At 64.5% G+C, this 24,020-nt stretch carries 24 protein-coding genes; 7 read left to right on the top strand and 17 right to left on the bottom strand.

Going from position 1 to position 24,020, the window contains the following annotated elements:
- Positions 1–188: 188 nt before the first annotated feature.
- From ML401_RS13890 to ML401_RS13835, 12 genes are all read right to left on the bottom strand, one after another.
- Positions 189–548 carry a Zn-ribbon domain-containing OB-fold protein gene (locus ML401_RS13890; protein WP_259205982.1) on the bottom strand — a complete coding sequence of 120 codons (360 nt, stop codon included), beginning with the start codon at positions 546–548 and terminating at the stop codon, positions 189–191.
- Positions 545–1,681, bottom strand: coding sequence for a thiolase family protein (locus tag ML401_RS13885; RefSeq protein WP_285812246.1), 1,137 nt, complete (start codon positions 1,679–1,681; stop codon positions 545–547). Before ML401_RS13885 ends, ML401_RS13890 begins: the two co-directional genes overlap by 4 nt.
- Positions 1,682–1,827: 146 nt before the next feature.
- Positions 1,828–3,027 (bottom strand): CaiB/BaiF CoA-transferase family protein, encoded by a 1,200-nt coding sequence (locus ML401_RS13880; protein ID WP_211418097.1) that lies wholly within the window; start codon positions 3,025–3,027, stop codon positions 1,828–1,830.
- A gap of 126 nt (positions 3,028–3,153) precedes the next feature.
- The gene (locus ML401_RS13875) at positions 3,154–3,360 is read right to left on the bottom strand and encodes a hypothetical protein (RefSeq protein ID WP_194407569.1); all 207 of its coding nucleotides are present in this window, start codon (positions 3,358–3,360) and stop codon (positions 3,154–3,156) included.
- A 192-nt stretch (positions 3,361–3,552) separates the two neighbouring features.
- Positions 3,553–4,722, bottom strand: a complete 1,170-nt coding sequence (locus ML401_RS13870; RefSeq protein ID WP_285812245.1) for an acetyl-CoA acetyltransferase — start codon at positions 4,720–4,722, stop codon at positions 3,553–3,555.
- Positions 4,723–4,782: 60 nt separating this feature from the next.
- Positions 4,783–5,433, bottom strand: coding sequence for a bifunctional 4-hydroxy-2-oxoglutarate aldolase/2-dehydro-3-deoxy-phosphogluconate aldolase (gene eda / locus ML401_RS13865; protein WP_194407567.1), 651 nt, complete (start codon positions 5,431–5,433; stop codon positions 4,783–4,785).
- A gap of 18 nt (positions 5,434–5,451) precedes the next feature.
- Complete coding sequence (locus ML401_RS13860; protein ID WP_212068418.1) at positions 5,452–6,420, bottom strand: sugar kinase; 969 nt, start codon at positions 6,418–6,420, stop codon at positions 5,452–5,454.
- Between the two features lie 24 nt (positions 6,421–6,444).
- Positions 6,445–7,431, bottom strand: coding sequence for a D-erythronate dehydrogenase (denD, locus tag ML401_RS13855; RefSeq protein WP_285812244.1), 987 nt, complete (start codon positions 7,429–7,431; stop codon positions 6,445–6,447).
- A 67-nt stretch (positions 7,432–7,498) separates the two neighbouring features.
- Positions 7,499–8,422 carry a carbohydrate ABC transporter permease gene (locus tag ML401_RS13850; protein WP_212068420.1) on the bottom strand — a complete coding sequence of 308 codons (924 nt, stop codon included), beginning with the start codon at positions 8,420–8,422 and terminating at the stop codon, positions 7,499–7,501.
- 81 nt (positions 8,423–8,503) lie between these two features.
- Positions 8,504–9,421 (bottom strand): ABC transporter permease subunit, encoded by a 918-nt coding sequence (locus ML401_RS13845; RefSeq protein WP_018319834.1) that lies wholly within the window; start codon positions 9,419–9,421, stop codon positions 8,504–8,506.
- Between the two features lie 100 nt (positions 9,422–9,521).
- Positions 9,522–10,841, bottom strand: a complete 1,320-nt coding sequence (locus ML401_RS13840) for an ABC transporter substrate-binding protein (RefSeq protein ID WP_194407562.1) — start codon at positions 10,839–10,841, stop codon at positions 9,522–9,524.
- A 47-nt stretch (positions 10,842–10,888) separates the two neighbouring features.
- Entirely contained in the window at positions 10,889–11,956 is a 1,068-nt protein-coding gene (locus ML401_RS13835) for an ABC transporter ATP-binding protein (protein WP_194407561.1), read from the bottom strand.
- Between the two features lie 202 nt (positions 11,957–12,158).
- Between ML401_RS13835 and ML401_RS13830 the strand changes: the two genes are divergently transcribed.
- The 7 genes from ML401_RS13830 to ML401_RS13800 all read left to right on the top strand — a co-directional run bounded on the left by ML401_RS13830 (position 12,159) and on the right by ML401_RS13800 (position 18,570).
- Complete coding sequence (locus ML401_RS13830; RefSeq protein WP_211418102.1) at positions 12,159–13,259, top strand: LacI family DNA-binding transcriptional regulator; 1,101 nt, start codon at positions 12,159–12,161, stop codon at positions 13,257–13,259.
- A 123-nt stretch (positions 13,260–13,382) separates the two neighbouring features.
- Positions 13,383–15,212: an IlvD/Edd family dehydratase gene (locus ML401_RS13825; RefSeq protein ID WP_211418103.1), complete on the top strand. Its 1,830-nt coding sequence runs from the start codon at positions 13,383–13,385 to the stop codon at positions 15,210–15,212.
- A 137-nt stretch (positions 15,213–15,349) separates the two neighbouring features.
- Complete coding sequence (locus ML401_RS13820) at positions 15,350–16,081, top strand: SDR family oxidoreductase (RefSeq protein ID WP_285812243.1); 732 nt, start codon at positions 15,350–15,352, stop codon at positions 16,079–16,081.
- Between the two features lie 19 nt (positions 16,082–16,100).
- Entirely contained in the window at positions 16,101–16,847 is a 747-nt protein-coding gene (locus tag ML401_RS13815; protein ID WP_285812242.1) for an SDR family NAD(P)-dependent oxidoreductase, read from the top strand.
- Between the two features lie 7 nt (positions 16,848–16,854).
- A complete protein-coding gene (locus ML401_RS13810; protein WP_194407556.1) occupies positions 16,855–17,247 on the top strand; it encodes a GFA family protein in 393 nt (130 codons plus the stop codon).
- A gap of 156 nt (positions 17,248–17,403) precedes the next feature.
- Positions 17,404–18,084, top strand: coding sequence for a site-2 protease family protein (locus tag ML401_RS13805; protein WP_285812678.1), 681 nt, complete (start codon positions 17,404–17,406; stop codon positions 18,082–18,084).
- Between the two features lie 63 nt (positions 18,085–18,147).
- Positions 18,148–18,570, top strand: a complete 423-nt coding sequence (locus ML401_RS13800) for a hypothetical protein (RefSeq protein ID WP_285812677.1) — start codon at positions 18,148–18,150, stop codon at positions 18,568–18,570.
- Here the strand turns inward: ML401_RS13800 and ML401_RS13795 are convergent.
- Genes ML401_RS13795 through ML401_RS13775 form a run of 5 tightly spaced genes read right to left on the bottom strand, consistent with a single transcriptional unit; the run spans position 18,558 to position 23,885 of the window.
- The gene (locus tag ML401_RS13795) at positions 18,558–19,370 is read right to left on the bottom strand and encodes an energy transducer TonB (RefSeq protein WP_285812241.1); all 813 of its coding nucleotides are present in this window, start codon (positions 19,368–19,370) and stop codon (positions 18,558–18,560) included. The two genes, ML401_RS13800 and ML401_RS13795, sit on opposite strands and share 13 nt — an antisense overlap.
- Positions 19,371–19,381: 11 nt before the next feature.
- On the bottom strand, positions 19,382–19,837 hold the full coding sequence (exbD, locus tag ML401_RS13790; RefSeq protein ID WP_194407554.1) for a TonB system transport protein ExbD: 456 nt from the start codon (positions 19,835–19,837) through the stop codon (positions 19,382–19,384).
- Positions 19,838–19,840: 3 nt separating this feature from the next.
- Positions 19,841–20,794, bottom strand: a complete 954-nt coding sequence (exbB, locus tag ML401_RS13785; protein ID WP_211418108.1) for a tonB-system energizer ExbB — start codon at positions 20,792–20,794, stop codon at positions 19,841–19,843.
- Positions 20,791–21,480, bottom strand: coding sequence for a Fe2+-dependent dioxygenase (locus ML401_RS13780; RefSeq protein WP_285812240.1), 690 nt, complete (start codon positions 21,478–21,480; stop codon positions 20,791–20,793). Before ML401_RS13780 ends, exbB begins: the two co-directional genes overlap by 4 nt.
- A 2-nt stretch (positions 21,481–21,482) precedes the next feature.
- Positions 21,483–23,885 carry a TonB-dependent siderophore receptor gene (locus ML401_RS13775; RefSeq protein ID WP_285812676.1) on the bottom strand — a complete coding sequence of 801 codons (2,403 nt, stop codon included), beginning with the start codon at positions 23,883–23,885 and terminating at the stop codon, positions 21,483–21,485.
- Positions 23,886–24,020 lie beyond the last annotated feature (135 nt).

Here is a 24,020-nt window from a genome sequence, read left to right as displayed (position 1 = left end):
ATTCCGGGGTGGCTCTCGCACAGGCCAGGCCCAGAATTCCCGTTCCAGGCTCGGTCTCTCAGGACCGCCCCCGAATGACGAATCCCACCGTTGCTCCGTAGCCCGGATGAAGCGAAGCGCAATCCGGCAAAGTCCAACAGCGAGGTAAGAACCCCGGATTACGCTTCGCTACGGCAATCCCAATCTCACTATTTCTGTTTGGCGAAGAAGGGCACGAGCTTTCCGGCGAACGGCTTGAAGCTCGCAATGACCGAATCGCCGATGGCGAGGTCATTCTCGCCATGCGCCATCATGCGAAATCCCTCGGCGCAATCGACCAGCAGGATGTTGTAGGGCACGTGCGCCCGCGTCTCGGGCGTAGCGGCGCGACAGACCAGCGAGGTGGCGTAAACTCTGCCCTTGCCGCTGGCGCGCAGCTCGCGCGGATTCGATTCGCCGCACGCCGCGCAGAAGGCGCGGTGAAAATATTGCACATGCCCGCATGAAGTGCAGGCCTGGTAGGTGATGGCCTCCTCGCCCTCGGTCCAGTCTGCCACAGGCTCACTCATCGCACGCGCTCCAGGAACATGCTGACGTGCGACGACAGCACACCGCCGTCGCCATGCAGCAGGGCGATCGAGGCATCGCGCACCTGGCGATTCGCCGCCCGCCCCGTCATCTGCAAATGCGCCTCGACCAGATGCGCCATCGCGCCGCCGACACCGCAATGGCCATAGCTGAGCAGCCCGCCATGGGTGTTCAACGGCATCGCACCGTCGCGGCCGAAATGACCCGCACGCACCTGAGCCGCCGCCTCGCCCCGAACGGCAAGGCCGAGGTCTTCCAGCAGCATCGCGAGCGTGATGGTGAAACTGTCGTAGATCGCGGCGTAGCGGACATCGGAGATCGCTAGGCCGGTGGCCTGCTTGGCGCGCGCGATCGAAATCTCGGCACCGAATTCACTCAGCGCCGGCGCGGCCGTGACATGCTGATGCGTATGCGCCTGGGCGCAACCGCGGATGCGCACGCCCGCCTCCCCGGTCCGCTCGCCGCTGATGACGAAGGCCGCGCCCCCGTCGGACACCGGGCAGCAGTCGAGCAGCTTGAGCGGCATCGCCACCGGCTTGGAGGCCATGACGTCGGCAATCGTGATGGGATCGTGGAATTGCGCGCCGGGATGGGTGCAGGCGTGCGCGCGCATCAGCACGGCGAATTCGGCGAGATCTTCTTCGGTCACGCCGTATTCGTGCATGTAGCGGTTTGCGACGAGGCCGTAATAGGCGGGAATGGTCGGCCCGAGCGGCACCTCGTAGTCGGGATGGCCGACCTGCGCCAGCGCCTGGATCGAGGCGTCGCGGCTCTGCCCGGTGAGACGGTTCTCGCCAGCGACGACGAGTACGTGGCGCGCGACGCCGGCTTCCACGAGATGATGCGCCAGCATCGTCATCGCGAGCCCGGTGGCGCCGCCGACCTGCACGGCGTGGGCGTAAGACGGGCGGATGCCGAAATGCTCGGCGAAGACGGTGGCGAGCATGATGTGCGGCGAGACCGTGGAATAGCCGCAGAGGATGCCGTCGATCTCGCTGCGCTTCCGCCCGGCATCGTCGAGCGCGGCTTGCGCGGCCTTGCTCATCAGGTCGAGCGAGGATGCGCCTTCGTGTCTGCCGAAGGGCGTGAGGCCGACGCCGGTGATGAAGCTCATGCTCTCTCTCCGCTGTCATTCCGGGGCGGCCCGAAGGGCCGAACCCGGAATCCATCGCGCCGCGTGTACGGAGGACAGATGGATTCCGGGCTCGCGCCAAGGTGGGCGCGCCCTGGAATGACGGATGAGAGATTTATCGTCATTCCCTACTCCGGTGCCGCTCGTGTGACGCCGTCGCGCACCATGGCGGCGATCTCATCGGCCGAGTAGCCGATCTCGCGAAGGACCTCCGCGCCGTGCTCATTCAGTCGCGGTGCCAGCCGCACCGGCTCGGCCTCGGTCTCCGACCAGCTTGCCGTCACCTTCATGCTGCGGATTGCCCCCTCCGTCGGGTGGGTCACGACCGGGAAGAAATTCGTCGCCTCCAGATGCGGATCGTGCAGGATCGAGCCGAGGTCGTGCATCGGCATGACGGGGACGTCGGCCTTGGTCAGCAGGTCGATCCATTCGGCCGTGGGGCGCGTCTCGAAGATGCGGGCAAGCTCGGCATAGACGACGTCGATGTTGGCGGCGCGGCCGGCGAAGGTCGCGAATTTCGGATCGGCGCGCAGGTCGTCGCGTCCCGTCGCCTTGAAGAAATTCTCCCACTGCTTGTCGTTGTAGACGATGACGCTGAGATAGCCGTCCGAGGTCTTGTAAGGGCGGCGGTCGCGCGAGAGGTGGCGGGCATAGCCGCCCTTGTCGAGCGGCGGCTCGTAAGTGAGGCCGCCCATATGGTCGCCCATGACGAAGCCGGCCATGGTCTCGAACATCGGAATGTCCAGACGCTGGCCGCGCCCGGTGCGATCGCGATGGACGAGGCTGGCGCAGATCGCGCCGACGGCGGTGAGGCCGACGATGCGGTCGACCAGCGCATTCGGCACGTAGCGCGGCACGCCGTCGCCGGTCTGCGCCATCAGCGCCGGGAGAGCCGTGGCACCCTGGATCAGATCGTCATAGGCGGGTTTTGCCGCGTACGGCCCGTCCTGGCCGAAGCCGAACACGCCGGCATAGACGAGGCGCGGGTTGATGGCGGAGACGACGTCGTAGCCCAGCTGCAACCGCGCCATCGCCTGCGGGCGGACGTTGTAGACGAGGACGTCGGCGTCCTTCAGCAGCCGCAGCACGACCTCGCGTCCTACGGGCTTCTTCAGGTCGAGACAGATCGAGCGCTTGCTGCGATTGGTGTTGAGAAACACCGGGCCCATGCCGGCATGGCGCATCGGGCCGATCAGCCGGGTGACGTCGCCGTCGAGCGATTCCACCTTGATGATTTCGGCGCCATAGTCGCCGAGCATCTGGGTCGCATAGGGCCCCATCAGCACGGTGGTCATGTCGACGACCTTGACGCCCTTCAGCGGCCCCATCGTTCGCTCCCGATTGCGCGGGAGCCAAGGCGCGGCCCCGCGATTGGGTCCAGCTAAAGGCAGCGAGGCCGCGCGCACAAGGGCGGCCGGCGTATGGCCGCATGCGCCGCGCGGCGTTACCGGACGCTATTTCTTCTGGCGGGATTCGCGGATCTTGAGCAGCCGGTCGAGCTCGTCGTTCTGCTGGCTGATCCGGTCGGCGATACGCGACTCGTTCTGCTCGCCCGAGGCGGCCGCGGCCTGCTCGATGAGCTGGCGGATATTGTCCTCGAGGATCGCGATGCGATCGTTGAGTGCGTCGAGGGAGAGAGAGTCTTCGTAGTCATTGCTCATGATGCATTCCCTGCAAATCAATCAGGAGCTTTAAGGGCCGCTGGCCGGCCCACCATGATCTAGCGCAAAGGTCGTAGGGTGGATTTAGCCGCAGGCGTGATCCACCAACTCTGTCTCCGCGGAGACAAAAGAGGTGGGTTACGCCAGCACCTGCGCTTGGCGCAGCCGCAGGCTAACCCACCCTACGAGAGCCTATTTCAGCGGCTCCAGGATGGAGACGTAGTTGGCGACCGCGGCCCCGCCCATGTTGAAGATGCCGCCGAGCTTGGCGTTGTTGAGCTGCATGCCCTCGGGCGCTTGCCCTGCGAGCTGCATCGCGGTCATCACATGCATGGAGACGCCGGTGGCGCCGATCGGATGGCCCTTGGCCTTCAGGCCGCCGGACGGGTTGACCGGCAGCTTGCCGCCCTTGAGCGTCCAGCCTTCCTTGATGGCGCGGGCGCCCTGCCCCTTCGGCGTCAGGCCCATCGCTTCGTATTCGATCAGCTCGGCGACCGTGAAGCAGTCATGGGTCTCGACAAAGGAGAGATCGGACAGCGTCACGCCGGCCTTCTCCAGAGCGCGCTGCCAGGCGACGGTGCAGCCCTCGAACTGGAGGATGTCGCGCTTGGACATCGGCAGGAAATCCTGGGCGTGCGCGGTGGCGCGGAAGCCGATCGACTTGCTCATGCTCTTGGCGGTCTCGGCGTCGGCCAGAACCAGCGCCGCGGCGCCGTCGGAAACCAGCGAGCAGTCGGTGCGCTTCAGGGGACCTGCGACGTAAGGGTTCTTCTCGCTCTCGGCGCGACAGAAGTCGAAGCCGAAATCCTTGCGCATCTGGGCGAAGGGATTGGCGACGCCGTTCTTGTGGTTCTTGGCCGCGATCAGCGCCAGCGCGTCGGACTGGTCGCCGTATTTCTGGAAGTAGGAGCTGGCGATCTTGCCGAACACGCCGGCAAAGCCGCCGACGGTGTCGCCGTCCTCGGGCAGATATGACGCTTTCAGCAGGTTCTTGCCGATCTCCGGCCCCGGGGTGCGGGTCATCTGCTCGACGCCGACGACGAGCACGATCTTGGCCGCCCCTGCGGCGATCGCGCGCAGGCCCTGATGCACGGCGGCCGAGCCGGTAGCGCAGGCGTTCTCGACGCGGGTGGCCGGCTTGAAGCGCAGCTTCGGGTCGGCCTGGAGCACCAGCGAGGCGGTAAAATCCTGCGCCGAGAAGCCGGCGTTGAAATGGCCGAGCACGATCTCGTCGACATCGCCGGCCGAAATGCCGGCATCGGCCATCGCCTCATTGGCGACGCGGGTGACGAGGCTTTCGACGGTTTCGGTGTCGAACTTGCCGAACGGCGTATGCGCCCATCCGACGATGCTGGCGGTCATGGTCTTTTCTCCCTGGCGGTCTCTTGCTGACCTAAGTCTTAGCGCAGGGATGGCAAGACTTCACGCAGGTTTAAGCGCCCCGAGGGTGCGCTGGCAGATGGCAGTTATGCCGGCCCAGTTCCCGGCCCTGACCTCGGCCGCCGGGCACAGCCAGGAACCGCCGACGCAGACCACGTTCGGCTCGGCCAGCCAGCTCGCCGCATTGGCCTCACCGACCCCGCCGGTCGGGCAGAACCGCACGTTCGGGAACGGACCGCCGAGGGAGCGCAGGCCCTTGATGCCGCCGGCCTGCTCGGCCGGAAAGAATTTTGCAACGTCGAAGCCGTGGGACAGCGCCATCATCAGCTCGGACGCCGTGGCAATGCCCGGCGCGAACGGCAAGGAGCTATGGGCGGCGGCCTTGAGGAGGTCGGGGGTCAGGCCCGGGCTGATGGCGAACGCGACGCCGAGCTTCTCGACACGGGTGAAGTCGGCCGGATTGAGGACCGTGCCGATGCCGACGACAGCCTCGGGCACTTCGGCCATCATCGCCCGCGCCGCCTCGATCGCAACGGGGGTGCGCAGCGTCACCTCCAGCGTGCGGACGCCACCGGCGACCAGCGCACGCGCCAGCGGCACGGCGTCCTGGATGCGCTCGATGGTGAGAACGGGAATGACGGTCGCCGCCTTGAACAGCGCGACGAGGTGATTCTGTTGGGCAGCAGTGGGCATCTCGTGGATCTTTTCGCTCTACTTGGTCGCTTGGCGCGTGGCCGCCGGCCGGTGCCGCTTCTTCGGCGGCATGGCATAGCCTGGAATAATGGCGCCGGGATAGCAGATCACGAGGCTGGCGAGGCGATGCCCGGCCTGGGCGGCCTCGACCGGATCGGAACCCGCGAGCCTGGCGGCAATGTAGGCGGCGGCAAAGCTATCGCCGGCCGCCGTGGTGTCGACGACGGGCTTGGTCATGGGCTCGGCGCGGACCTCGTGCGTAGCCCCGGGAAAGCGCAGCAGGCTGACCGGCTCGGCGAGGCGGAACACCAGTTCGGGCGTCGGGATGCGCGCCATCAGTTGGTCATTGCTCTCGCCGGGATAGAGCGCAAGCAGATCCTCGGTCGAGGTCAGCACGATGTCGGCGGCCGCGAAGGCCGCGCCAAAAACCTCGCGCGCGACGTCGCGGTCCGGCCAGCCCCGCGCGCGGAAATTGGTGTCGAACACGAAGCGGGTGCCGAGCAGGCGCGCGCGCTTGATCGCCGCGAACAGGCGATCGCGCCCCGAAGCGTCGTAGATCGAGAGCGTGATCGCGGAGAGATAGACGATGTCGTAGCTCATCAGCGAATTGAGCAGCTCGTCGGTCTCCGGCAGGCTCATCAGCTGCCGAGCCGCCGCGCTGTCGCGCCAGTGAAAGAACTGACGCTCGCCCTTCGCATCCGTCTGGATCATGTAGAGGCCGGGCAGCTTGCCCGGGATCCGCACGACGCGCCTGGTGCCGACATTCTCCGCGTTCCAGGCGGCGATCATCTCATCGCTGAGGGCATCGTCGCCGAGCGCGGTGAGATAGTCGACCTTGACCTCGAGCCGCGCCAGATAGACGGCGGTGTTGAGGGTATCGCCGCCGAAGCCGCGTGAGTAAAGGCCGCCCCCCTGCCCGGCAGACGCGCCGCCTTGCGCCTGCCTGAGCTCCACCATGCATTCGCCGATGCAAGCAACGCTCGCCATCACCAGGGCCCGCTCTGTCGGAGATCAGGCGACGAAATTGCCGCCGAGCTCGTCTTCGATGTGAATGCGGATGATGTCGTCGAAATTCTTCTCGGCCGTGGTGAAGCCGAGCTCGAGCGACCGCTTGGCGTTGAAATTGCGCGGCCAGCCGCCGACGATGCCGACGATGAAGGGATCGGGCTCGCGCTTGATGCGCGCGGCGACCTTGTCGCCCGCAACCCGCTTCAACGCCGCGATCTGCTCGCCGACCGTGGCTGACAGGCCCGGCATGGTCAAATTGCGGCGCGGGCCGACGGCAGCGAGATCCATGGTGCCGGCGTGGAGCAGGAAGCCGACCGCGGAGCGCGGCGTGGCGTGCCAGTGACGAACGTCCTCGGACACCGGGAGCACCGCTTCCTTGCCGGCCAGCGGCTCGCGCAGGATGTTGGAGAAGAAGCCCGACGCCGCCTTGTTGGGCAGGCCGGGCCGGATGCAGATGGTCGGCAGGCGGATGCCGATGCCATCGAGGAAGCCGCGGCGCGAATAGTCGGCCAGCAGCAATTCGCCGATCGCTTTCTGCGTGCCGTAGCTCAGCAGCGGGGTGTGGAAGAACTCGTCGCCGATCGCATCCGGGAACGGCGCGCCGAACACCGCGATCGAGGACGTGAAGACCACACGCGGCTTGTAGCCGCCGCCGACGAGCCTGATGGCGTCGAGCAGCATCCGCGTGCCGTCGAGATTGATGCGGTAGCCCTTGTCAAAATCGAGCTCGGCTTCGCCGGAGACGATGGCGGCGAGATGGAAGATCACATCCGGGCGGCCGGCGATCAGCTTTTCGGCCGCGCCGGAGACTGCGAAATCGCCCGACACCGTCTCGACCGGGAAACCAGCCTTCTCCGGCTTCTTCGGCTCGACCACGTCATGCATGGTCAGTTTCGTGATGTCGCTCTTGCCGAGCCGGCCGTCGCGCAGCAGCCGTTCACAGAGCTTGCGGCCGACCATGCCGGCGGCGCCGAGAACCAGAATGTGCAAGAGCTCAACTCCTTCTTATTGGCCCGGAGCGCACCGCTCCTGGCGCGCTCTTAAGGCAGCCCCGCGATCATTCCTTCACGGCGCCGGTCATCGCGGACACATAATGCTCCACGAAGAAGGCGTAAAGGATGACGAGCGGCAGCGAGCCGGCCAGGGCTCCCGCCATCAGCGAACCCCAGCGGTAGATGTCACCGTCCACGAACTCGTTGACGATCGCGACCGGCACCGTCTTGTTGCTGGTCGACTGCAGGAACGTCAACGCGTAGATGAACTCGTTCCAGCACAGCGTGAAGCAGAAGATGAAGGCCGATATCAGGCCGGGGATGGCGAGCGGCAGGACGATCTTGATCAGGATCTGCCAGCGGCTCGCCCCGTCGATCAGCGCGCATTCCTCGAGCTCGAACGGGATGGTCTTGAAATAGCCCATCAAGAGCCAGGTCGAGAACGGGATCAGGATGGTCGGATAGGTCAGGATCAGCGCCAGCGGCGAGTCGAACAGGCCGTACTGGAATACGACGGTGGCCAGCGGGATGAACAGGATCGACGGCGGCACCAGATAGGCGAGGAAAATCAGCCCGCCGACGAGATTGGCACCCTTGTAGCGCAGGCGGACGATGGCGTAGGCCGCGAGCACCGATGCGACGATCGAGAGAATCGTGGCGCAGATCGCCACGTACATCGTGTTCCAGAGCCAGTGCGGATAGTAGCTCTCGAACAACAGCTTGTGGAAATGCTTGAAGGTCGGATTCCAGGTCCAGAACGGGTTGAACCTGTCGAGATCGAGCAGCTGATCGTCGGGCTTCACCGAGGTCAGCGCCATCCAGTAGAACGGAAACAACAGCACCACGACGATGATCGTGAGCGGCAGGTACAGCGTCACCATGCGGCGCGGCACCGACTGCAGATAGCTCATGCCCTCGCTGTTATCGACGCGCGCCGACGTCGCCAGGACGGTCTTGAGATCCACTTTCGAGGCAGGAAGATCAGTCATTGTTCTCTCCCTGTTGCCAGTTGCGGCAGCGCGCGCGGGGCTTGCCGCGTTCGCGCAAAAAATACGGGCACAATGCGGAGATCAGTCATTGTTCTCCCCCTGCTGCCACTTGCGACGCTGCAGGCCGAACCATGACACCATGATCGCAGCGAGCAGGAACGGAATCATGGCGCTGGAGATCGCCGCGCCCTCGCCGAGCTGTCCGGCGATGATCGCGCGCTGGTAGGACAACGTCGCCATCAGATGGGTGGCGTTGACGGGGCCGCCGCGGGTCATCGCCCAGATCAGCTGGAAGTCGGTGAAGGTGAACAGCACCGAGAAGGTCATCACGACGGCGATGATCGGCGTCAGCAGCGGATAGGTGATGAACCGGAAATTCTGCCAGCGCGTGGCGCCGTCGAGCGTTGCGGCCTCGTAGAGCGACGGCGACACCGTCTGCAGGCCAGCGAGCAGCGTGATCGCCACGAACGGCACGCCGCGCCAGATATTGGCGAAGATCACGCAAATGCGCGCCCAGGTCGTGTCGCCGAGGAAGTTGATGTTTTGATCGATCAGACCAAGATGCCTCAGCGACCAGGAGATGATCGAGAATTGCGAGTCGAAGATCCACCAGAATGCTAATGCCGAAAGCACCGTCGGCACGATGAAGGGGATCAGCACCATCGCGCGCAGCATCGCCTTGAACGGCATGTTCTCGTTCAGCAGCAGCGCGAGATAGAGCCCGATCGCGAATTTCAGGGCGCTGGCGACGAAGGTGTAGAGCAGCGTGTTGAACACCGACAGCCAGAAGATGGAGTCGTCCCACAGCCATTCATAGTTTTCGGTGGCGACGAAGTGACCGACCCTGCCGATGCGGGTGTCGGTGAAGGACAGCCAGATGCCAAGCCCCAGCGGATAGGCCAGGAAGAAGATCAGGAAAGCCATGGCCGGCACCATGAACCAGAAGCCGAGCCAGTTGCGGTTGTGTTTGAGCTGGGTCCAGGCGCTGTCCTCGCTCATCTGAGGCTTGGCCCGGGGAATTGCGACATCAGCCATGCCCGATATCCCTGATCGAAATGTTGACGAGCGGGCGGCGCGACTGCCGCCCGCTCCGTGATCTTCAGCGATAGATGCGCTTCAGCTGGCGCTCGGCTTCCGCCATCGCGCCCTTCGCATCCTTGGTGCCGGTGCAGTAATTGGCGAACATATCGACGACGATGAAGTCGGCGATTGCCGTTGCCGCCTTTTCGCCGACCGTGCCGATGCCGGACGCCGGCAACGTGCGCTTGGACGCCTGCGAGAACACCTCGTTCTTGGGATCGGCCTTCCAGATCGGTGCCGATTCATAGCCGTTCAGGGTCTGCGTCAGATAACCCTGCGCGCCATCCAGCCACTTCTCGTAGTTCTCCTTCTCCAGCATGAAGGCGACGAAGGCCTTCGCCGCGTTCGGATATTTGGTGAAGTTGAACGCGAGGATCGGCAGCGCAAGCTGCAGCTCGGTCGGCTTGCCGACCGGTCCGACCGGCCAGAGCGCGTGATAGGTGTCCTCGGCGAGCTCCTTCTTGCTCGCATCGGTCTTGGCGGCGACGTAGATCGAGATGCCGTTCGCCGTGCAATAGAGCTCGCCGGCGAGGAACGCCTTGTTGTTGGAGGAATCGTTCCAGGACGCCGTGCCGGGAATGAAGCTGTCGTACAGCGCCTTGCAATATTCCAGCGCCTTCGCCGTCTCCGGCGAATTGATGATGATCTTGTCGTTCTGGTCGACCGTGTAGGCGCCGTGACCCCACAGCACCCAATGCAGCCACGAATTGCCGTCGCCCGAGGCATGGCCGAGAGCGAAGCCGGCCGGCGTGTTGTTCTTCTTCAGTGCCTTGCACATCTCGAGGAAGCCGGGGAAGTCCTTCGGGAATTCCTTGAAGCCCGCCTTCTCGAGCGCCGACTTGCGGTACGTCATGTAACCGCCGTTGGTTGCGACGGGAATGCCGAGCCAGTCGTTGCCCTGCTTGCAGGTCTTGGCCGCCGCATCGGTCCAGCCGCCGTACTTCTTGCCGAGGTAATCGGCGACGTCGTTCATCTTCAGGACTTTGGTCGGGAACAGCTGCGGCAGCGTGTGCAAGCCCCAGGCAAGATCGAGCCCCGAGCCGGTATTGGCCGCAACCGAGGCCTTCGGCTGCACGTCCTCGAACGACTCGCTGAACACGTTCATCTCGGTGCCGGTCGCGGCCTTGAAGGCCGCCACCATCGCGTTGAACGCATCGTCCTCAGCCGGCACGAAGCGCTTCCAGCGCATCACGGTCAGCTTTGCACCGGGCTCCGCCTTCCAGGGCGAGCTCTGCGCCCAGGCCTTTGCGAACTCGAAGAGTGCCGGCCCGGTGAGCATGCCGGTTGCAGCCAGTGCCGTTCCGCCCTGAAGCAGAGTCCGGCGGGTAAAGTCTTGCATGTCGTCCTCCCTGTGATGCTTTTTTATTGTCTTAAGTAAAACTCACGCTACGCGTTCAGGCGTTTTCCTGTCGCCTCGTCGAACAAGTGCACCAGTGACGGGTCGGGCTTCAGCCGGATCTTGTCACCCGGATTGAACTGGTGACGCTCGCGGAACACCGCGACGACCTGCTCGCCGCCGATCTTGGCGAACACCTGCGTTTCCGAGCCGGTCGGCTCGACCACGATGATCTCGGCTTCGGCGCCGTCGTCGGCGATGGTGAAATGCTCGGGCCGCACGCCGTAGACCGCGGGACGGCCGTCGGACGCCGCGGGCGCGGTCTTGAGCGGCAGCTTGACGCCGTTCGGTCCCTCGAAGGTCGCAACGCCGTTGGTGCGCACATGTCCCTTCAGGAAGTTCATCGCGGGCGAACCGATGAAGCCGGCGACGAACTGATTGTCGGGCCTGTCGTAAAGCTCGAGCGGCGTGCCCATCTGCTCGACGATGCCGTCATGCATGACGACGATCTTGTCGGCCATGGTCATGGCTTCGATCTGATCGTGGGTGACGTAGACGGTCGTCGTCTTCAGCCGCTGGTGCAGCTCCTTGATCTCGGTGCGCATGGCGACGCGCAGCTTGGCGTCGAGGTTGGACAAGGGCTCGTCGAACAGGAAGACCTGGGGGTCGCGCACGATGGCGCGACCCATCGCGACGCGCTGGCGCTGACCGCCCGAGAGCTGGCGCGGATAGCGATCGAGCAGCGGCGTCAGTGCGAGAATTTCGGCAGCCCGCTTGACGCGCTTGTTGATCTCGTCGGAGCCGGCGTTCCGCAGCTTCAGCGAGAAGCCCATGTTGTCGGCAACGGTCATGTGCGGATAGAGCGCGTAGTTCTGGAAGACCATGGCAATGTCCCGCTCCTTGGGCTGGACATTGTTGACGACGCGGTCGCCGATCGAGATCGTGCCGGAGGTGATGTTCTCGAGACCGGCGAGCATGCGCAGGAGCGTCGACTTGCCGCAGCCGGAGGGGCCGACCAGAACGACGAATTGGCCATCCTCAATCGGTACAGTCACGCCGTGCAGGACTTCAAAATTGCCGAACGATTTCCGCACGTCGCGGATTTGCACAGACGACATCTAGCTCCCTCCTCGAAAGTCCACGGCGCCTCTCGCGCCGCGACCGTCTTGTTTTTTCAGACTTCGCCAAACGAAGCCCGACCGTAGCGGGCAACATTGTCGGCAGTTTGTGCGGTTTTGGCAATTTGTCTTTGGTTAGTCGTTGCTGGTAGCGCTGTCAACGTTCCTTTGTTTGCGGGACTGACTGTGTTAAGAGCAGCAAATGGGTCGAAAACGCACCAAGTCAGGCAAAATCCGGCTGGCGGAAGTCGCCGAGCTTGCCGGCGTCAGCCCGATTACGGCGTCCCGTTTCTTTCGTAATCCGGAGGCCCTGTCGGTCGCCAAGCGGACGCGGGTCGAGAGCGCGGCCAAGGAGCTCGGCTATGTGCCGAACCTTGCGGCGCGCGCGCTGGCCTCGCAACGCACCGAGGTCATCGGTGTCTTGATTCCCTCTCTCACCAACAACGTGTTCTCGGACGTGCTGCGCGGCATCTACGACGCGTCCGAAGGCAGCCGTTACTCGATCCAATTGTCCAACACGCGCTACAGCATTCTCCAGGAAGAGAAACTGCTGCGCCTGTTTCTCGCGCAGAAGCCGGCCGGGCTGATCGTCACCGGCATCGACCAGACCGCGGAATCGCGTGCGATGCTGGATGCCGCCGATTGCCCGATCGTGCAGATCATGGAGATCGGCCCCGATCCGGTCGACATGATGATCGGCTTTTCACACTATGATGCAGCCCGCGCAGCGGTTGCGCACCTGTTCGAACAGGGCCGCCGCAAGATCGGCTTCGTCGGTGCGCGCATGGATCCGCGGGTGCAGCGACGACTGGACGGATACGTCTCGGCCATGAAGGACGCGGCCTTGTTCGAGCAGCGACTCGTCGTCACCACCGCGACGCCGACCTCGGTGACGCTCGGCGGCGCCCTGTTCACCGATCTGCTGGCGCGGGAGCCCGACCTCGACGCGGTGTTCTGCGCCAATGACGACCTCGCGCTTGGCGTGCTGTTCGAATGCCGCCGCCGCGAGATCACGGTCCCCGACCAGATCGCGATCGTCGGCTTCAACGATCTCGAATTCATGGCCTCCGCGGTGCCCACCCTCACCAGCGTGCGCACCAACCGCTACGAGATGGGCAACACGGCCGCCACCATGCTGATCGAGGCGATCGACGGACGGCGTCCGGAGCAGCCGGTGCTCGATCTCGGCTTCAAGGTGATCGAGCGGCAAAGCTCGGCGTCGCGCCATTCGGACAGCAGGCCAGCCGGCCCGGGCGCGGGTGCGGCGAACAAAATGGTAGCGTTACCAAGTAGCCATGACTAGTATCGGAATTGTGAGGAAACGACCCGCCAGCGGGCCAGCGATCCATCATTCGCGCCGTTGGGCATCGCACAAGCCGACAGCCGAAGGACGGAAGCCAGTGCGTTCGCATTGCAGGAGAAACCAATGACAAAAAAGCCAACCAATGGGCATGCCCCCGCCGGCAACGGCTCTCGCCGCCACCTTCGCTCGCAGGAATGGTTCAACAACCCGCATAATCCGGGCATGACCGCGCTTTATATGGAGCGCTACCTCAACTACGGCCTCACCCGCGCCGAGCTGCAGTCCGGCAAGCCGATCATCGGCATTGCCCAGACCGGCAACGACCTCTCTCCCTGCAACCGTCACCATCTCGAGCTGGCCCACCGCGTCCGCGAAGGCATCCGCGAGGCCGGCGGCATTGCGATGGAATTCCCGACCCATCCGATCCAGGAGACCGGCAAACGCCCGACCGCGGCGCTCGACCGCAACCTCGCCTATCTCGGCCTGGTCGAGATCCTCTACGGCTATCCGCTGGACGGCGTCGTGCTCACCACCGGCTGCGACAAGACCACGCCCGCCTGCATGATGGCGGCGGCAACCGTGAACCTGCCCGCGATCGTGCTGTCGGGCGGCCCGATGCTGAACGGCTGGCACAATGGCGAGCGCACCGGCTCCGGCACCATCGTCTGGAAGTCGCGCGAGCGGCTCGCCGCGGGCGAGATCGACTATGAAGAGTTCATGGAGATCGTGGCCTCCTCCGCGCCCTCGGTCGGCCATTGCAACACCATGGGCACGGCGTCGACCATGAATGGCCTCGCCGAAGCGCTCGGCTTCTCGCTGCCGGGCTGCGCGGCGATCCCCGCCCCCTATCGCGAGCGCGGCCAGATCGCCTACGAGACGGGAAAACGCATCGTCGAGATGGTTTGGGAAGACCTCAAGCCTTCGGACATCCTGACACGCAAGGCGTTCGAGAACTGCATCGTGATCAATTCGGCGATCGGCGGCTCGACCAACGCGCCGATCCACATCAACGCGCTGGCCCGCCACATCGGCGTCGAGCTCACGATCGAGGACTGGCAGAAAGTCGGCCACGACGTGCCGCTGCTGGTCAACATGCAGCCGGCCGGCTTCTATCTCGGCGAGGAATTCCACCGCGCCGGCGGCGTGCCCGCCGTGGTGCGCGAATTGATGAAGCACAAGCGCATCCATGAGGACGCCGTCACCGTCAACGGCCGCGGCATCGGCGAGAACTGCAAGGATGCACCAAAACCCGACAACGACGTGATCTGGACCTATGACAAGCCGCTGGTGAAGGACGCCGGCTTCCTGGTGCTGAAGGGCAATCTGTTCGATTCCGCGATCATGAAGACCTCCGTGATCTCCAAGGAGTTCCGCGACCGCTATCTCAGCAACCCCAAGGACCTCAACGCCTTCGAAGGCCGCGCCGTCGTGTTCGAGGGGCCTGAGGATTATCACGAGCGGATCGACGATCCCGCGCTCGAGATCGACGAGCGCTGCGTGCTGTTCATCCGCGGCACCGGCCCGATCGGCTATCCCGGCGGCGCCGAGGTCGTGAACATGCAGCCGCCGGCGGCCCTGATCAAACGCGGCATCCTGTCCCTGCCCTGCATCGGCGACGGCCGCCAGTCCGGCACCTCGGGCTCGCCCTCGATCCTGAACGCCTCGCCGGAAGCCGCGGCCAATGGCGGCCTTGCGATCCTCAGGACCGGCGACAAGGTGCGCATCGACCTCAACAAGGGCAGCGCCAACATCCTGATCTCGGACGACGAGGTGAAGAAGCGCCACGCCGAGCTGATGGCCGATGGCGGCTTCAAGCATCCGGCGAACCAGACGCCGTGGCAGGAGATCTATCGCAACACCGTCGGCCAGCAATCGACCGGCGCCTGCATGGAGCTCGCCACGCGCTACCAGAACGTCGCCGGCACGTTCGGCGTGGCGCGGGATAATCACTGACGACGTCTGTCATTCCGGGGCGCGACGCAGTCGCGAGCCCGGAATTGATCGAACCTCATAACACGCTGCACAATGGATTCCGGGCTTGCGCCGAGAGGCGCGCCCCGGAATGACGAACCCACAAGGAGAAGAACAACATGGCAAACCGCCTCAAGGGCAAACGCGCCGTCGTCACGGCTGCAGCGGCCGGCATCGGCCGCGCCTGCGCCATCGCATTCGCGCGTGAAGGCGCAACCGTCATCGCCACCGACATCAACGAGGCCGGCATCGCTGGCCTCACCAAGGAAGGCATCGCCGAGATCGCAAAGCTCGACGTTCGCAACACCGCCGACGTCAACGCCTTTGCCAAGCGCGTCGGCAAGATCGACATCCTTCTCAACGCGGCCGGCTTCGTGCATCACGGCACCATCCTGGAATGCTCGGAGGAAGACTTCGATTTCTCGTTCGACCTCAACGTCAAGTCGATGCACCGGACCATCCGGGCGTTCCTGCCCGGCATGCTCGCGGGCGGCGGCGGCAGCATCGTCAACATCTCGTCCTGCGCCGCGCTGCGGCCGCCGGCCAATCGCTATGTCTACAGCTCGTCGAAGGCGGCGGTGTCGCTGCTGACGCGTGCGGTCGCGCTCGACTTCATCACCAAGGGCATTCGCTGCAACTCGATCTGCCCCGGCACCGTCGAGACGCCCTCGATGCTGGACCGCGCCGCCGCGCAGGGACCGCAAGGCAAGGAGATGTTCATCTCCCGCCAGAAGATGGGCCGGCTCGGCACGGCCGACGAGATCGCCTCCATGGCGGTCTATCTCGGCGGCGACGAAAGCGCCTTCACCACCGGCGTCGACCTCGTCGTCGACGGCGGCTACATGCTCTGACGGCGCGGGGATCAGTCTCATGAACAAGATCGATCTCAACGGCCGCATCGCTGTCGTCACCGGCGGCGCGCAGGGCTTTGGCCGCGCCATCACCGAGCGCTTCGTCGCCTCCGGTGCCAAGGTCGCGATCTGGGATTTCGATGCGGCGCTGGCCGAGAAAACCGCGAAAGAGATCGGCGATAGCGTCCGCGTGTTCAAGGTCGACGTCACCGACACCGTAGGTGTCGAGCAGGCGCGCGACGCGACGCTTGCCGCCTTCGGCAAGATCGACATCCTCGTCAACAATGCCGGCATCGCCGGTGTCAACAAGCCGGTCTGGGAGACCGATCTCGAGGAATGGCGCAAGGTGCTGCGCATCAACCTCGACGGTCCCTTCATCGTCTGCAAGGCGATCGTGCCCGCGATGCTCAAGCAGAAGTACGGACGCATCGTCAACATCGCCTCCATCGCCGGCAAGGAAGGTAATCCGAACGCCGCGCATTATTCGGCGTCCAAGGCCGGCCTGATCGCGCTGACGAAGTCGCTCGGCAAGGAGCTCGCGGCGCACGACATTCTCGTCAACGCGGTGACCCCGGCGGCCGCCAAGACCGCGATCTTCGACCAGATGACGCAGCAGCATATCGACTTCATGCTGTCGAAGATCCCGAAGGCGCGTTTCGTTCTGGTGGAAGAGCTCGCCGCGATGGTGAGCTGGCTCGCCTCGGAGGACTGCGCATTCTCGACCGGCGCCGTGTTCGACATCTCCGGCGGGCGCGCAACCTATTGAGGACAGCATGATCCACGAGGGCGGATGCCTGTGCGGCGCGGTGCGGTTCAAGGCGGAGGGCGAGCCGCTCAACGTTCGCGTCTGCCATTGCCGCACCTGCCAGAAGGCGATGGGCTCGCCGTTCTTCGCCCGCGCTCAGTTCGACCAGCGCGCGCTGACCGTCGAGGGCGAGACCGAGCGCTACGCGTCCTCGGAGAACATCGACCGCGTGTTCTGCAAGCGCTGCGGCACGCGGCTGTTCGCTTGGCGGCGTAACGGCACGCTCGCGGGCGCCGCGCTTGCGACATTCGACGACCGCAATGCCTTTGCGCCGACGGAGCACATCTGGGTGTCGGAAAAGCTCGCATGGCTGAAGCTCGACGACGGCCTGACCCAATACCAGACGACGATCCCGGCGTGACGTCAGGCAACGGTCGGCCGTTGCGCGGCATTATTCGCGGGTCATCTGCAGCGTGGCATTTCGGAACCGGCGCCCCTATCTTGAGCCTAAGCGTTGCTGCACCGCCGGTTGGCTGGGACGGCTGCAAGGCCGCAAGCAAACCGGGATCAACGAGCCGTGAACATTTCCATTTATGACTTCTCGGTCTGGGTGCTGCCGCTAGTGCTCGCCATTACCTTCCATGAGGCCGCGCATGCCTTCGTCGCGGACCGGCTCGGGGACAACACGGCCGCGCAGCTCGGCCGTGTCAGCTTCAATCCGATCAGGCACATCGACCCCTTCGGCACGCTGATCCTGCCGGCGATGCTGCTGTTCGCGCATTCGCCGTTCCTGTTCGGCTATGCCAAGCCGGTGCCGGTCAACTTCCGCAAGCTGAACAACCCCAGGCTCGACATGGTCTGGGTGGCGCTGGCCGGGCCCGTCACCAACATCCTGCTGGCGCTGGCCGCCGCCCTCGCCTTCCATGCCCTGCCCTTGGTGCCGGCGAGCTCGGCGAAATGGGTGGCCGACAACCTCAAGAATGCCCTCATCATCAACGCGATCCTGGCCGTCTTCAACATGATGCCGGTCCCACCGCTCGACGGCGGGCGCGTGGCGGTCGGGCTATTGCCGCGGCCGCTCGCCTTGCCGCTGGCCCGGCTCGAGCCGTTCGGGATGCTGATCCTGATCGGCCTCCTGATCCTGCTACCGCTCGCGGGCTCGCAGTTCGGTCTAAATCTTGATGTTATTTCAGCAATACTGCGGACGTTGACCGGTTATGTGATTCAGGCTGTTCTCTTCCTGACCGGCAATGCCTAGTTGAACAGCGACATTCGAACACAAGCCGAAGGGCCAGAGGCCGACTTGGTCAAAGCTGCCGATATGCTCATCGCGCGACGCGCCGATACCCGCGCCCGCGCCGATTTCGCCACCTGGAAGATGATGGCCAAGCTCAACGGATCGTCCGCGCTGCCGCCGGAGGCCCAGGAGTTCCTCGCAAGCTACCAGAACCTGCTGGCGCAGATGAGCGAGGGCGAGGCCACCGAGGCCACCATCGGCGCGATCTACAAGGCCTATTATGCGGAGATGGGCGGCGCGGGAACCCCGCCCGACGTCCGCCCACGCGCGGCCGAGCCGGCTGCGGACAATGTTACCGCCTTCCGCCGTCCGGCTCCGGCGCCGAAGAAGTCGGCGTCCTTCGGGGCGGCTGCATTCGCCGGCCCCCAGAAGCGACCGCTCCCGGTGGCGCTGATCTTCGCGTGCCTGGTCATGGTCTATGTCGGAATCCGGCTCTACTGGCGCTGAGCGGTCTTCTTCTTTTTCGCGTCCGGCGGCGTGAAGATGATATCGACGGTGCGCTCGAACCGGTCCTCGGTCAGGCCGGCAGGCGGCTGCGGGATGGGATCAGACTTGCGGACGATCGAGACCGCGGCCGCGTCATAGGCTGCATCCCCGGACGATTCCACGATATCCACTGACAGCACGTTGCCCTTGCGATTGATCGCGAAGCTCACCTTGACTTTCTGGTTGCTCGGCTGCTTGCCCTCCGGATTGACCTTGTGAGTCGCAAGGTGCGCGCTGATCTTGCGGTTCCAGTCGGCCGTGATCTTCAGGATGTCCTTGCCGAGCCCGATGACGGGCGCCAGTGCCTTCTCGGCCTCGCGCGCATCCTCGTCGAGCGTCTGCCGTGCCGTCGCCACCGATTTCGGCGAAGCCTCGGCGGCCGGCGTTTCGACCGCCTGAATCTTCGGATCCTCTTCCGTCGGCTTCTTCGCGTTGTTCTCGGTCACGACGCGATCGGGATCCTCGACCCGCTGCGGCTGATCCTTTGGCAGCTCCGTCTCCTTGGTCTCGGCCTTTTGCTCGGGAAGCGCCTGCTGCTCCTGCATCGCTTCGCTGTCGGGCCCGGGCGGCAGGTCGGCTTCGGGCGCCTTGGGCGATGCCATCTCGACCGCGAACTCCGCGCCGGCGGCCCCCAGACCGTCGCCGTCATCATCGGCGCGCAAATGCGCCAGCGCGAGTGCAGCACCACCCAGATGGAGCACCAGCGCCGCTACCGCCGCCAGGATCCAGAGTTTTCGGGATGGTCTGAGTTCGTCTGACATAACAGGTCTTCTTAAGGCTGAGCGGCGCCGGCCGCAGGCGCCCCCGGAGCGCCTTCCAGCGCCACCAGCTTCACCCGGGTATAGCCGCCTGAGCGCAGGAGCTCCATGACGCCCATCAACTCCCCATACGGTACCGACTTGTCGGCACGCAGGAACACGTATTTGTCCTTGCTCATGTCGGACAGGCCGTCGAGGGTCCCGATCAACTCGGCCCGCTGGACCGGATTTTCTCCGATCGCAAGCGTCAGGTCGGGCTTGATGCTGAGATAGGTCGGCTTGTCCGGCTTCTTCTGCGGCGTCGCGCTCGACGTCGGCAGGTCGATCGGCAGATCGACCGTGGAGAGCGGAGCTGCGACCATGAAGATGATCAGCAGAACCAGGATGACGTCGATGAACGGCGTGACGTTGATGTCATGCGTTTCCGAGAAATCGTCGTCGTCATCATTGTCTGCGAGCGAAACGGCCATGGTTCACTCCGCTGCGCGCGAATGCACGCTGCCGTGGCTGCGATCGAGATCGCGCGAGAGCAGCCGTCCTGCGGCGCCCGAGGCGCGGCTGACGAGCTCGAGATACCCCTTCGTCACGCGCGAGAAGTGGTTGTAGATGATGACCGCGGGGATCGCGGCGACGAGGCCGATCGCGGTGGCGAGCAGCGCCTCGGCGATACCGGGCGCGACGACGGCGAGGTTCGTGGTCTGCGACTTCGAGATGCCGATGAAGCTGTTCATGATGCCCCAGACCGTGCCGAACAGGCCGACGAAGGGCGACGTCGAGCCGATGGTCGCAAGCACGCCCATGCCGATGCGGATGCGCCGCGCCTCGGCGCGTACGATCTCCTGGAAGCTGGAGGCCGCACGCTCCTTGATGCCAGCATCGCTGGACAGGCCGGCCGACATCCGCGCCTCGCGCAGTGCCGCCGCCAGGAAGGACGGCAGGATGCCCTCCTTGGCGCCGAGCGCCATCTGCGCCTCGGCAAGCGAGCGCGTCTCGGCAACCTTCTTCAAGGCCGAGCGAAGCTTGGTGGAGGCGACCGACAGCTCGATCGACTTGGCGATGAAGACGGTCCAGGTCATCAGCGATGCGAAGGCGAGCCCGATCATCACCGCCTTCACGATGACGTCGGCCGACATGAACATGACCCAGGGCGACAATTCCTTCATCGCCGGCGCGATACCGGATGCCGGCTCGGACTTGGCAGGCGCTGGAGCTGCGACCACGGACGGGGTTGCCGGGGCCGTCGAAGCCGCAGGTGCCGCTGCCGAAGGCGCAGCCGCCGGAGCCGGGCTGGCTACGGGCGGCGGAGCCGCCTGCTGCGCGGCCGCCGAGGGAGGGGTTTGTGTCTGGGCGGAAACGGGAGACGCGAGCCAGGCGGCCGTCAGCATGACGGCTGCGGCAAGGCTTGCTTGGAGGGACATGATCTTCATACTTCGGCCCAGTAGCGAATGAGGTTGTGATAGATACCCGTCAATTTGACCGTTTCGGGATCGTCACGCCCGAGCCGTTCCACCAGCGCCTGAATCGCGGTGTCGAGGTCAAAGATCATGCTCCGGGCTTGATCGTCCCGTATCATGCTCTGAAGCCAGAAGAAAGACGCAACCCGCGTTCCATTCGTCACCGGCGTGACCAGATGCAGGCTGGTCGAAGGATAGAGCACGCAGTCGCCGGCCGGCAATTTGACCTCGTGCGAGCCGTAGGTGTCCTCGATCACAAGTTCGCCACCATCGTACTCTTCCGGCTCGGCGAGGAACAGCGTGACCGACAGGTCTGTGCGGATGCGAAGGCCGGTCAGGCGGTCGCCGCGGATCGCATTGTCGACATGCAGGCCGAAATGGTGGCCGCTATCGGCCGCATAGCGGTTGAACAGCGGCGGGAAGATCTGCAGCGGGATCGCGGCCGCGATGAAGCGCGGATTCGACGTCAACGCCGAGATGATGCGGTTGCCGAGTTTTCGCGCGACCTCGCTATCAGGCGGTAGTTGCTCGTTGCGTTTGACCATCGCCGACTGTGCGCCGGCGGTGGAACGGCCGTCTTCCCATGTGCAGGCGTCCATGATGCGGCGGAAATCCGCCACATCATCCTTGCTGAGAACGCCAGGCAGGCATGTCAACATGATCAGAACTTCGCCGTCGTCACGAGGTAGAACGCCCGCCCCGGCGCGACCGCAACGAACGGGACGTTGCTGCGATAGAACGAGTCGTAATAGAGCTTGTTGGTCAGGTTCTGCGCGTAGAACTTCATGGTCCAGTTCTTGTCGATCTTCTTCTCGACGAACGCGTCGAAGCGCCAATAGCTCGGCAGCTCGTTGGTGTTGGCCGCAAACGTGCCGCCATAGACCTTCGAGCGGTACACCGCCTGCCCGCCGAGCTCCCAGCCGTCGTCGAACTTGTACTTGGTCAGCATGCTGAACGACTGATGGGCCACGTTGGCAAGCTGCAGGCCGAGATTGGAGGCGACGCCGCTCTGCGTGACCTTGGACTGCATCAGCACCAGGCCGCCGAAGATGCTCCAGCGATCGGTGATCTTGCCCTCGGCTTCGATGTCGATGCCCTGGATCCTGTAGGCAGCACCCGACGTCAGCAGGCCGTTGACGGTCTCGCGCGCGTTGTCCTTGGTGGTCTGGAACAGCGCACCGGTCACGAGCAGGTGGCGATCCGCAAGCTCCCATTTGGTGCCGACCTCAATCGCCTTGTTGCGCTCGGGCCCAAGCAAGATGGTCGAGTTGGCGGGAACGCCGCCGTAGTCGGTGCCGGTCGCGTCGAGCTCCGAACCGAACGGATTGGCCGAGGTGGCGTAGGCTGCATAGACGCTGCCGATCGACATCGGCTTGTAGACCAAACCGACGTTGTAGTTCACCAGATCGGAGTTCTGCTTCACATAATTGGTATTGTTCGACGCGCTCTGGCTATAACCGTCGTAGCGAACGCCGCCGTTCACGATGATCGTGTCTTGCCAGTTCGCGGTGTCCATCACGTACACGCTGCTGGTGTTGACGCCGTAGCGCGTCGGATTTCCGACGAGTGACGGAATGCCGAAGCCGGAGAGATAGGTGTACTGGGGCGCATAGAGATTGACACCCGAGATGGCGCCGGTGCTCGTGAACGGCGAGCCGGCCAGCTCAGCCGCAAGGCCGGAGTAACGGTCGATCGAGATGTTCTCGTTCGCATATTCGACGCCGAACACCGCGGTGTGCTTGACCCCGCCGGTGTCGAGCTTGAACGTAGCCTCGTTCTGGTTGGCCCACACGTCCACGGTCTGGTAGCGGCTCTGCGCGCTCGCCGTCGTGGTCCAGAGCAGCGGGTTGGGGCTGGTCGTAATCGGGTTCTGCGGCAGCGTGCCGATGTAGTTGAGCAGCGAGTGCTCGCCACGCACCTTGCTGGTCAGCGTGATGGCGTCGTTGACCTTGTACTCGACCGTGCCGGTGCCGAAATCCTGCCGCGCCGTCTGGAAGTCGCGGTTGAGGAAGCCGTACCAGTTGCCGCGCGGAATGCCGGCCGAGGTCACCGGCACGTTGCCCTGCTTGTAATAGGGCACGCCGAAATCGGGGTAGCCGCTGAGGTCGGTGTGGACGTAGTTGGTCGTGATCTTGAGGTCGCTGGTCGGGGTGTACTTGGTCGAGATGAAGGTGCCCCAGCGATTGTCGGTCACGTAGTCGCGGCCGGCGACGTTGGCGTCCTGGAACAGGCCACCGGTGCGCACCGAGAAGGTCGGGTCGATGACCTGGTTGACGTCGAGCGTGACGCGCTTTGTCCGGTCGGTGCCGAACTCGGTGTCCATGCGCTGGAAGTTGCGGTCACCGGCTTGCTTGGTGACGATGTTGATGGCACCGCCCGCGGTTCCGCGGCCGGCGTAGGACGATGCAGGGCCGCGCAGGATCTCGATCTGCTCGGTGAAGAAGTTCTCGCGGATGGAAACGGCGGGATCGCGGATGCCGTCGATGAACACGTCGTTGCGCGCATCGAAGCCGCGAATGAAGAAGCGGTCGCCGAACGCGTTGCCGCCCTCACCGGAGCCCAGCGTTACGCCCGCGGTCGAGCGCCCGATCTCCTTCAGGGTCGTCGCGTTCTTGTCCTCGAGAACTTCCTTGCTGAGCACCGTGATGCTCTTGGGCGTGTTCAGCATCTTCTCGGGAAACTTGCCCGAGGCCTGGACGTGATCGACCTTGTAGGGCGCGGCGGGATCGGCATAGGGATTGCCGTCGACAGCGCCTGACGGCGTGATCGGGGCTGCCTGCTGCGCCGCTTGCTCGCGTTGCGCGGCACGACGAATCGCGTTGCGGGCGCGGACCTGCTCCGGCGAGGGTTTCGATGCCGTCGGACGCGGCCGCTCGACGGGCGCGTCGACCGTCACCGGCGGCAGGTTCGACTGCTGCGCCTGCGCGCCGCTCGATACCGACGCCACCGCGATCAAGCTCGCAACCGCGGAGGCCTTCTTGCCAGAAACGCCCGCGAATTTCTCATCCACCAGATCGAATGCTGCGACCGAACGCAACGATTTCGGTGCGACCACCTGCCCCATTACCAAACGCCCCATCTTCCTGTTCGCTCATTCACTTCGACGAACGATGAGTTGTTGGTATCGGCGGCAAAATAGCGGGTCAATGCGAGCGGCTCGCAAGAACCCTTGAATCGATCCAGATCAAAACAATTCTAA

The organism is Bradyrhizobium sp. 62B (assembly GCF_030272265.2).
GTDB lineage: Bacteria > Pseudomonadota > Alphaproteobacteria > Rhizobiales > Xanthobacteraceae > Bradyrhizobium.
The sequence above is the reverse complement of the archived record's forward strand: the minus strand, read 5'-3'. Positions and strand labels throughout refer to the sequence as shown.

Bases quoted from the DNA above. Each gene is read 5' to 3' on its own strand.
- ML401_RS13890 (WP_259205982.1), bottom strand. From the start codon at position 548: ATGAGTGAGCCTGTGGCAGACTGGACCGAGGGCGAGGAGGCCATCACC.
- ML401_RS13885 (WP_285812246.1), bottom strand. From the start codon at position 1,681: ATGAGCTTCATCACCGGCGTCGGCCTCACGCCCTTCGGCAGACACGAA.
- ML401_RS13880 (WP_211418097.1), bottom strand. From the start codon at position 3,027: ATGGGGCCGCTGAAGGGCGTCAAGGTCGTCGACATGACCACCGTGCTG.
- ML401_RS13875 (WP_194407569.1), bottom strand. From the start codon at position 3,360: ATGAGCAATGACTACGAAGACTCTCTCTCCCTCGACGCACTCAACGAT.
- ML401_RS13870 (WP_285812245.1), bottom strand. From the start codon at position 4,722: ATGACCGCCAGCATCGTCGGATGGGCGCATACGCCGTTCGGCAAGTTC.
- eda (WP_194407567.1), bottom strand. From the start codon at position 5,433: ATGCCCACTGCTGCCCAACAGAATCACCTCGTCGCGCTGTTCAAGGCG.
- ML401_RS13860 (WP_212068418.1), bottom strand. From the start codon at position 6,420: ATGGCGAGCGTTGCTTGCATCGGCGAATGCATGGTGGAGCTCAGGCAG.
- ML401_RS13850 (WP_212068420.1), bottom strand. From the start codon at position 8,422: ATGACTGATCTTCCTGCCTCGAAAGTGGATCTCAAGACCGTCCTGGCG.
- ML401_RS13845 (WP_018319834.1), bottom strand. From the start codon at position 9,421: ATGAGCGAGGACAGCGCCTGGACCCAGCTCAAACACAACCGCAACTGG.
- ML401_RS13840 (WP_194407562.1), bottom strand. From the start codon at position 10,841: ATGCAAGACTTTACCCGCCGGACTCTGCTTCAGGGCGGAACGGCACTG.
- ML401_RS13835 (WP_194407561.1), bottom strand. From the start codon at position 11,956: ATGTCGTCTGTGCAAATCCGCGACGTGCGGAAATCGTTCGGCAATTTT.
- ML401_RS13830 (WP_211418102.1), top strand. From the start codon at position 12,159: ATGGGTCGAAAACGCACCAAGTCAGGCAAAATCCGGCTGGCGGAAGTC.
- ML401_RS13825 (WP_211418103.1), top strand. From the start codon at position 13,383: ATGACAAAAAAGCCAACCAATGGGCATGCCCCCGCCGGCAACGGCTCT.
- ML401_RS13820 (WP_285812243.1), top strand. From the start codon at position 15,350: ATGGCAAACCGCCTCAAGGGCAAACGCGCCGTCGTCACGGCTGCAGCG.
- ML401_RS13815 (WP_285812242.1), top strand. From the start codon at position 16,101: ATGAACAAGATCGATCTCAACGGCCGCATCGCTGTCGTCACCGGCGGC.
- ML401_RS13810 (WP_194407556.1), top strand. From the start codon at position 16,855: ATGATCCACGAGGGCGGATGCCTGTGCGGCGCGGTGCGGTTCAAGGCG.
- ML401_RS13800 (WP_285812677.1), top strand. From the start codon at position 18,148: ATGCTCATCGCGCGACGCGCCGATACCCGCGCCCGCGCCGATTTCGCC.
- ML401_RS13795 (WP_285812241.1), bottom strand. From the start codon at position 19,370: ATGTCAGACGAACTCAGACCATCCCGAAAACTCTGGATCCTGGCGGCG.
- exbD (WP_194407554.1), bottom strand. From the start codon at position 19,837: ATGGCCGTTTCGCTCGCAGACAATGATGACGACGACGATTTCTCGGAA.
- exbB (WP_211418108.1), bottom strand. From the start codon at position 20,794: ATGAAGATCATGTCCCTCCAAGCAAGCCTTGCCGCAGCCGTCATGCTG.
- ML401_RS13780 (WP_285812240.1), bottom strand. From the start codon at position 21,480: ATGTTGACATGCCTGCCTGGCGTTCTCAGCAAGGATGATGTGGCGGAT.
- ML401_RS13775 (WP_285812676.1), bottom strand. From the start codon at position 23,885: ATGGGGCAGGTGGTCGCACCGAAATCGTTGCGTTCGGTCGCAGCATTC.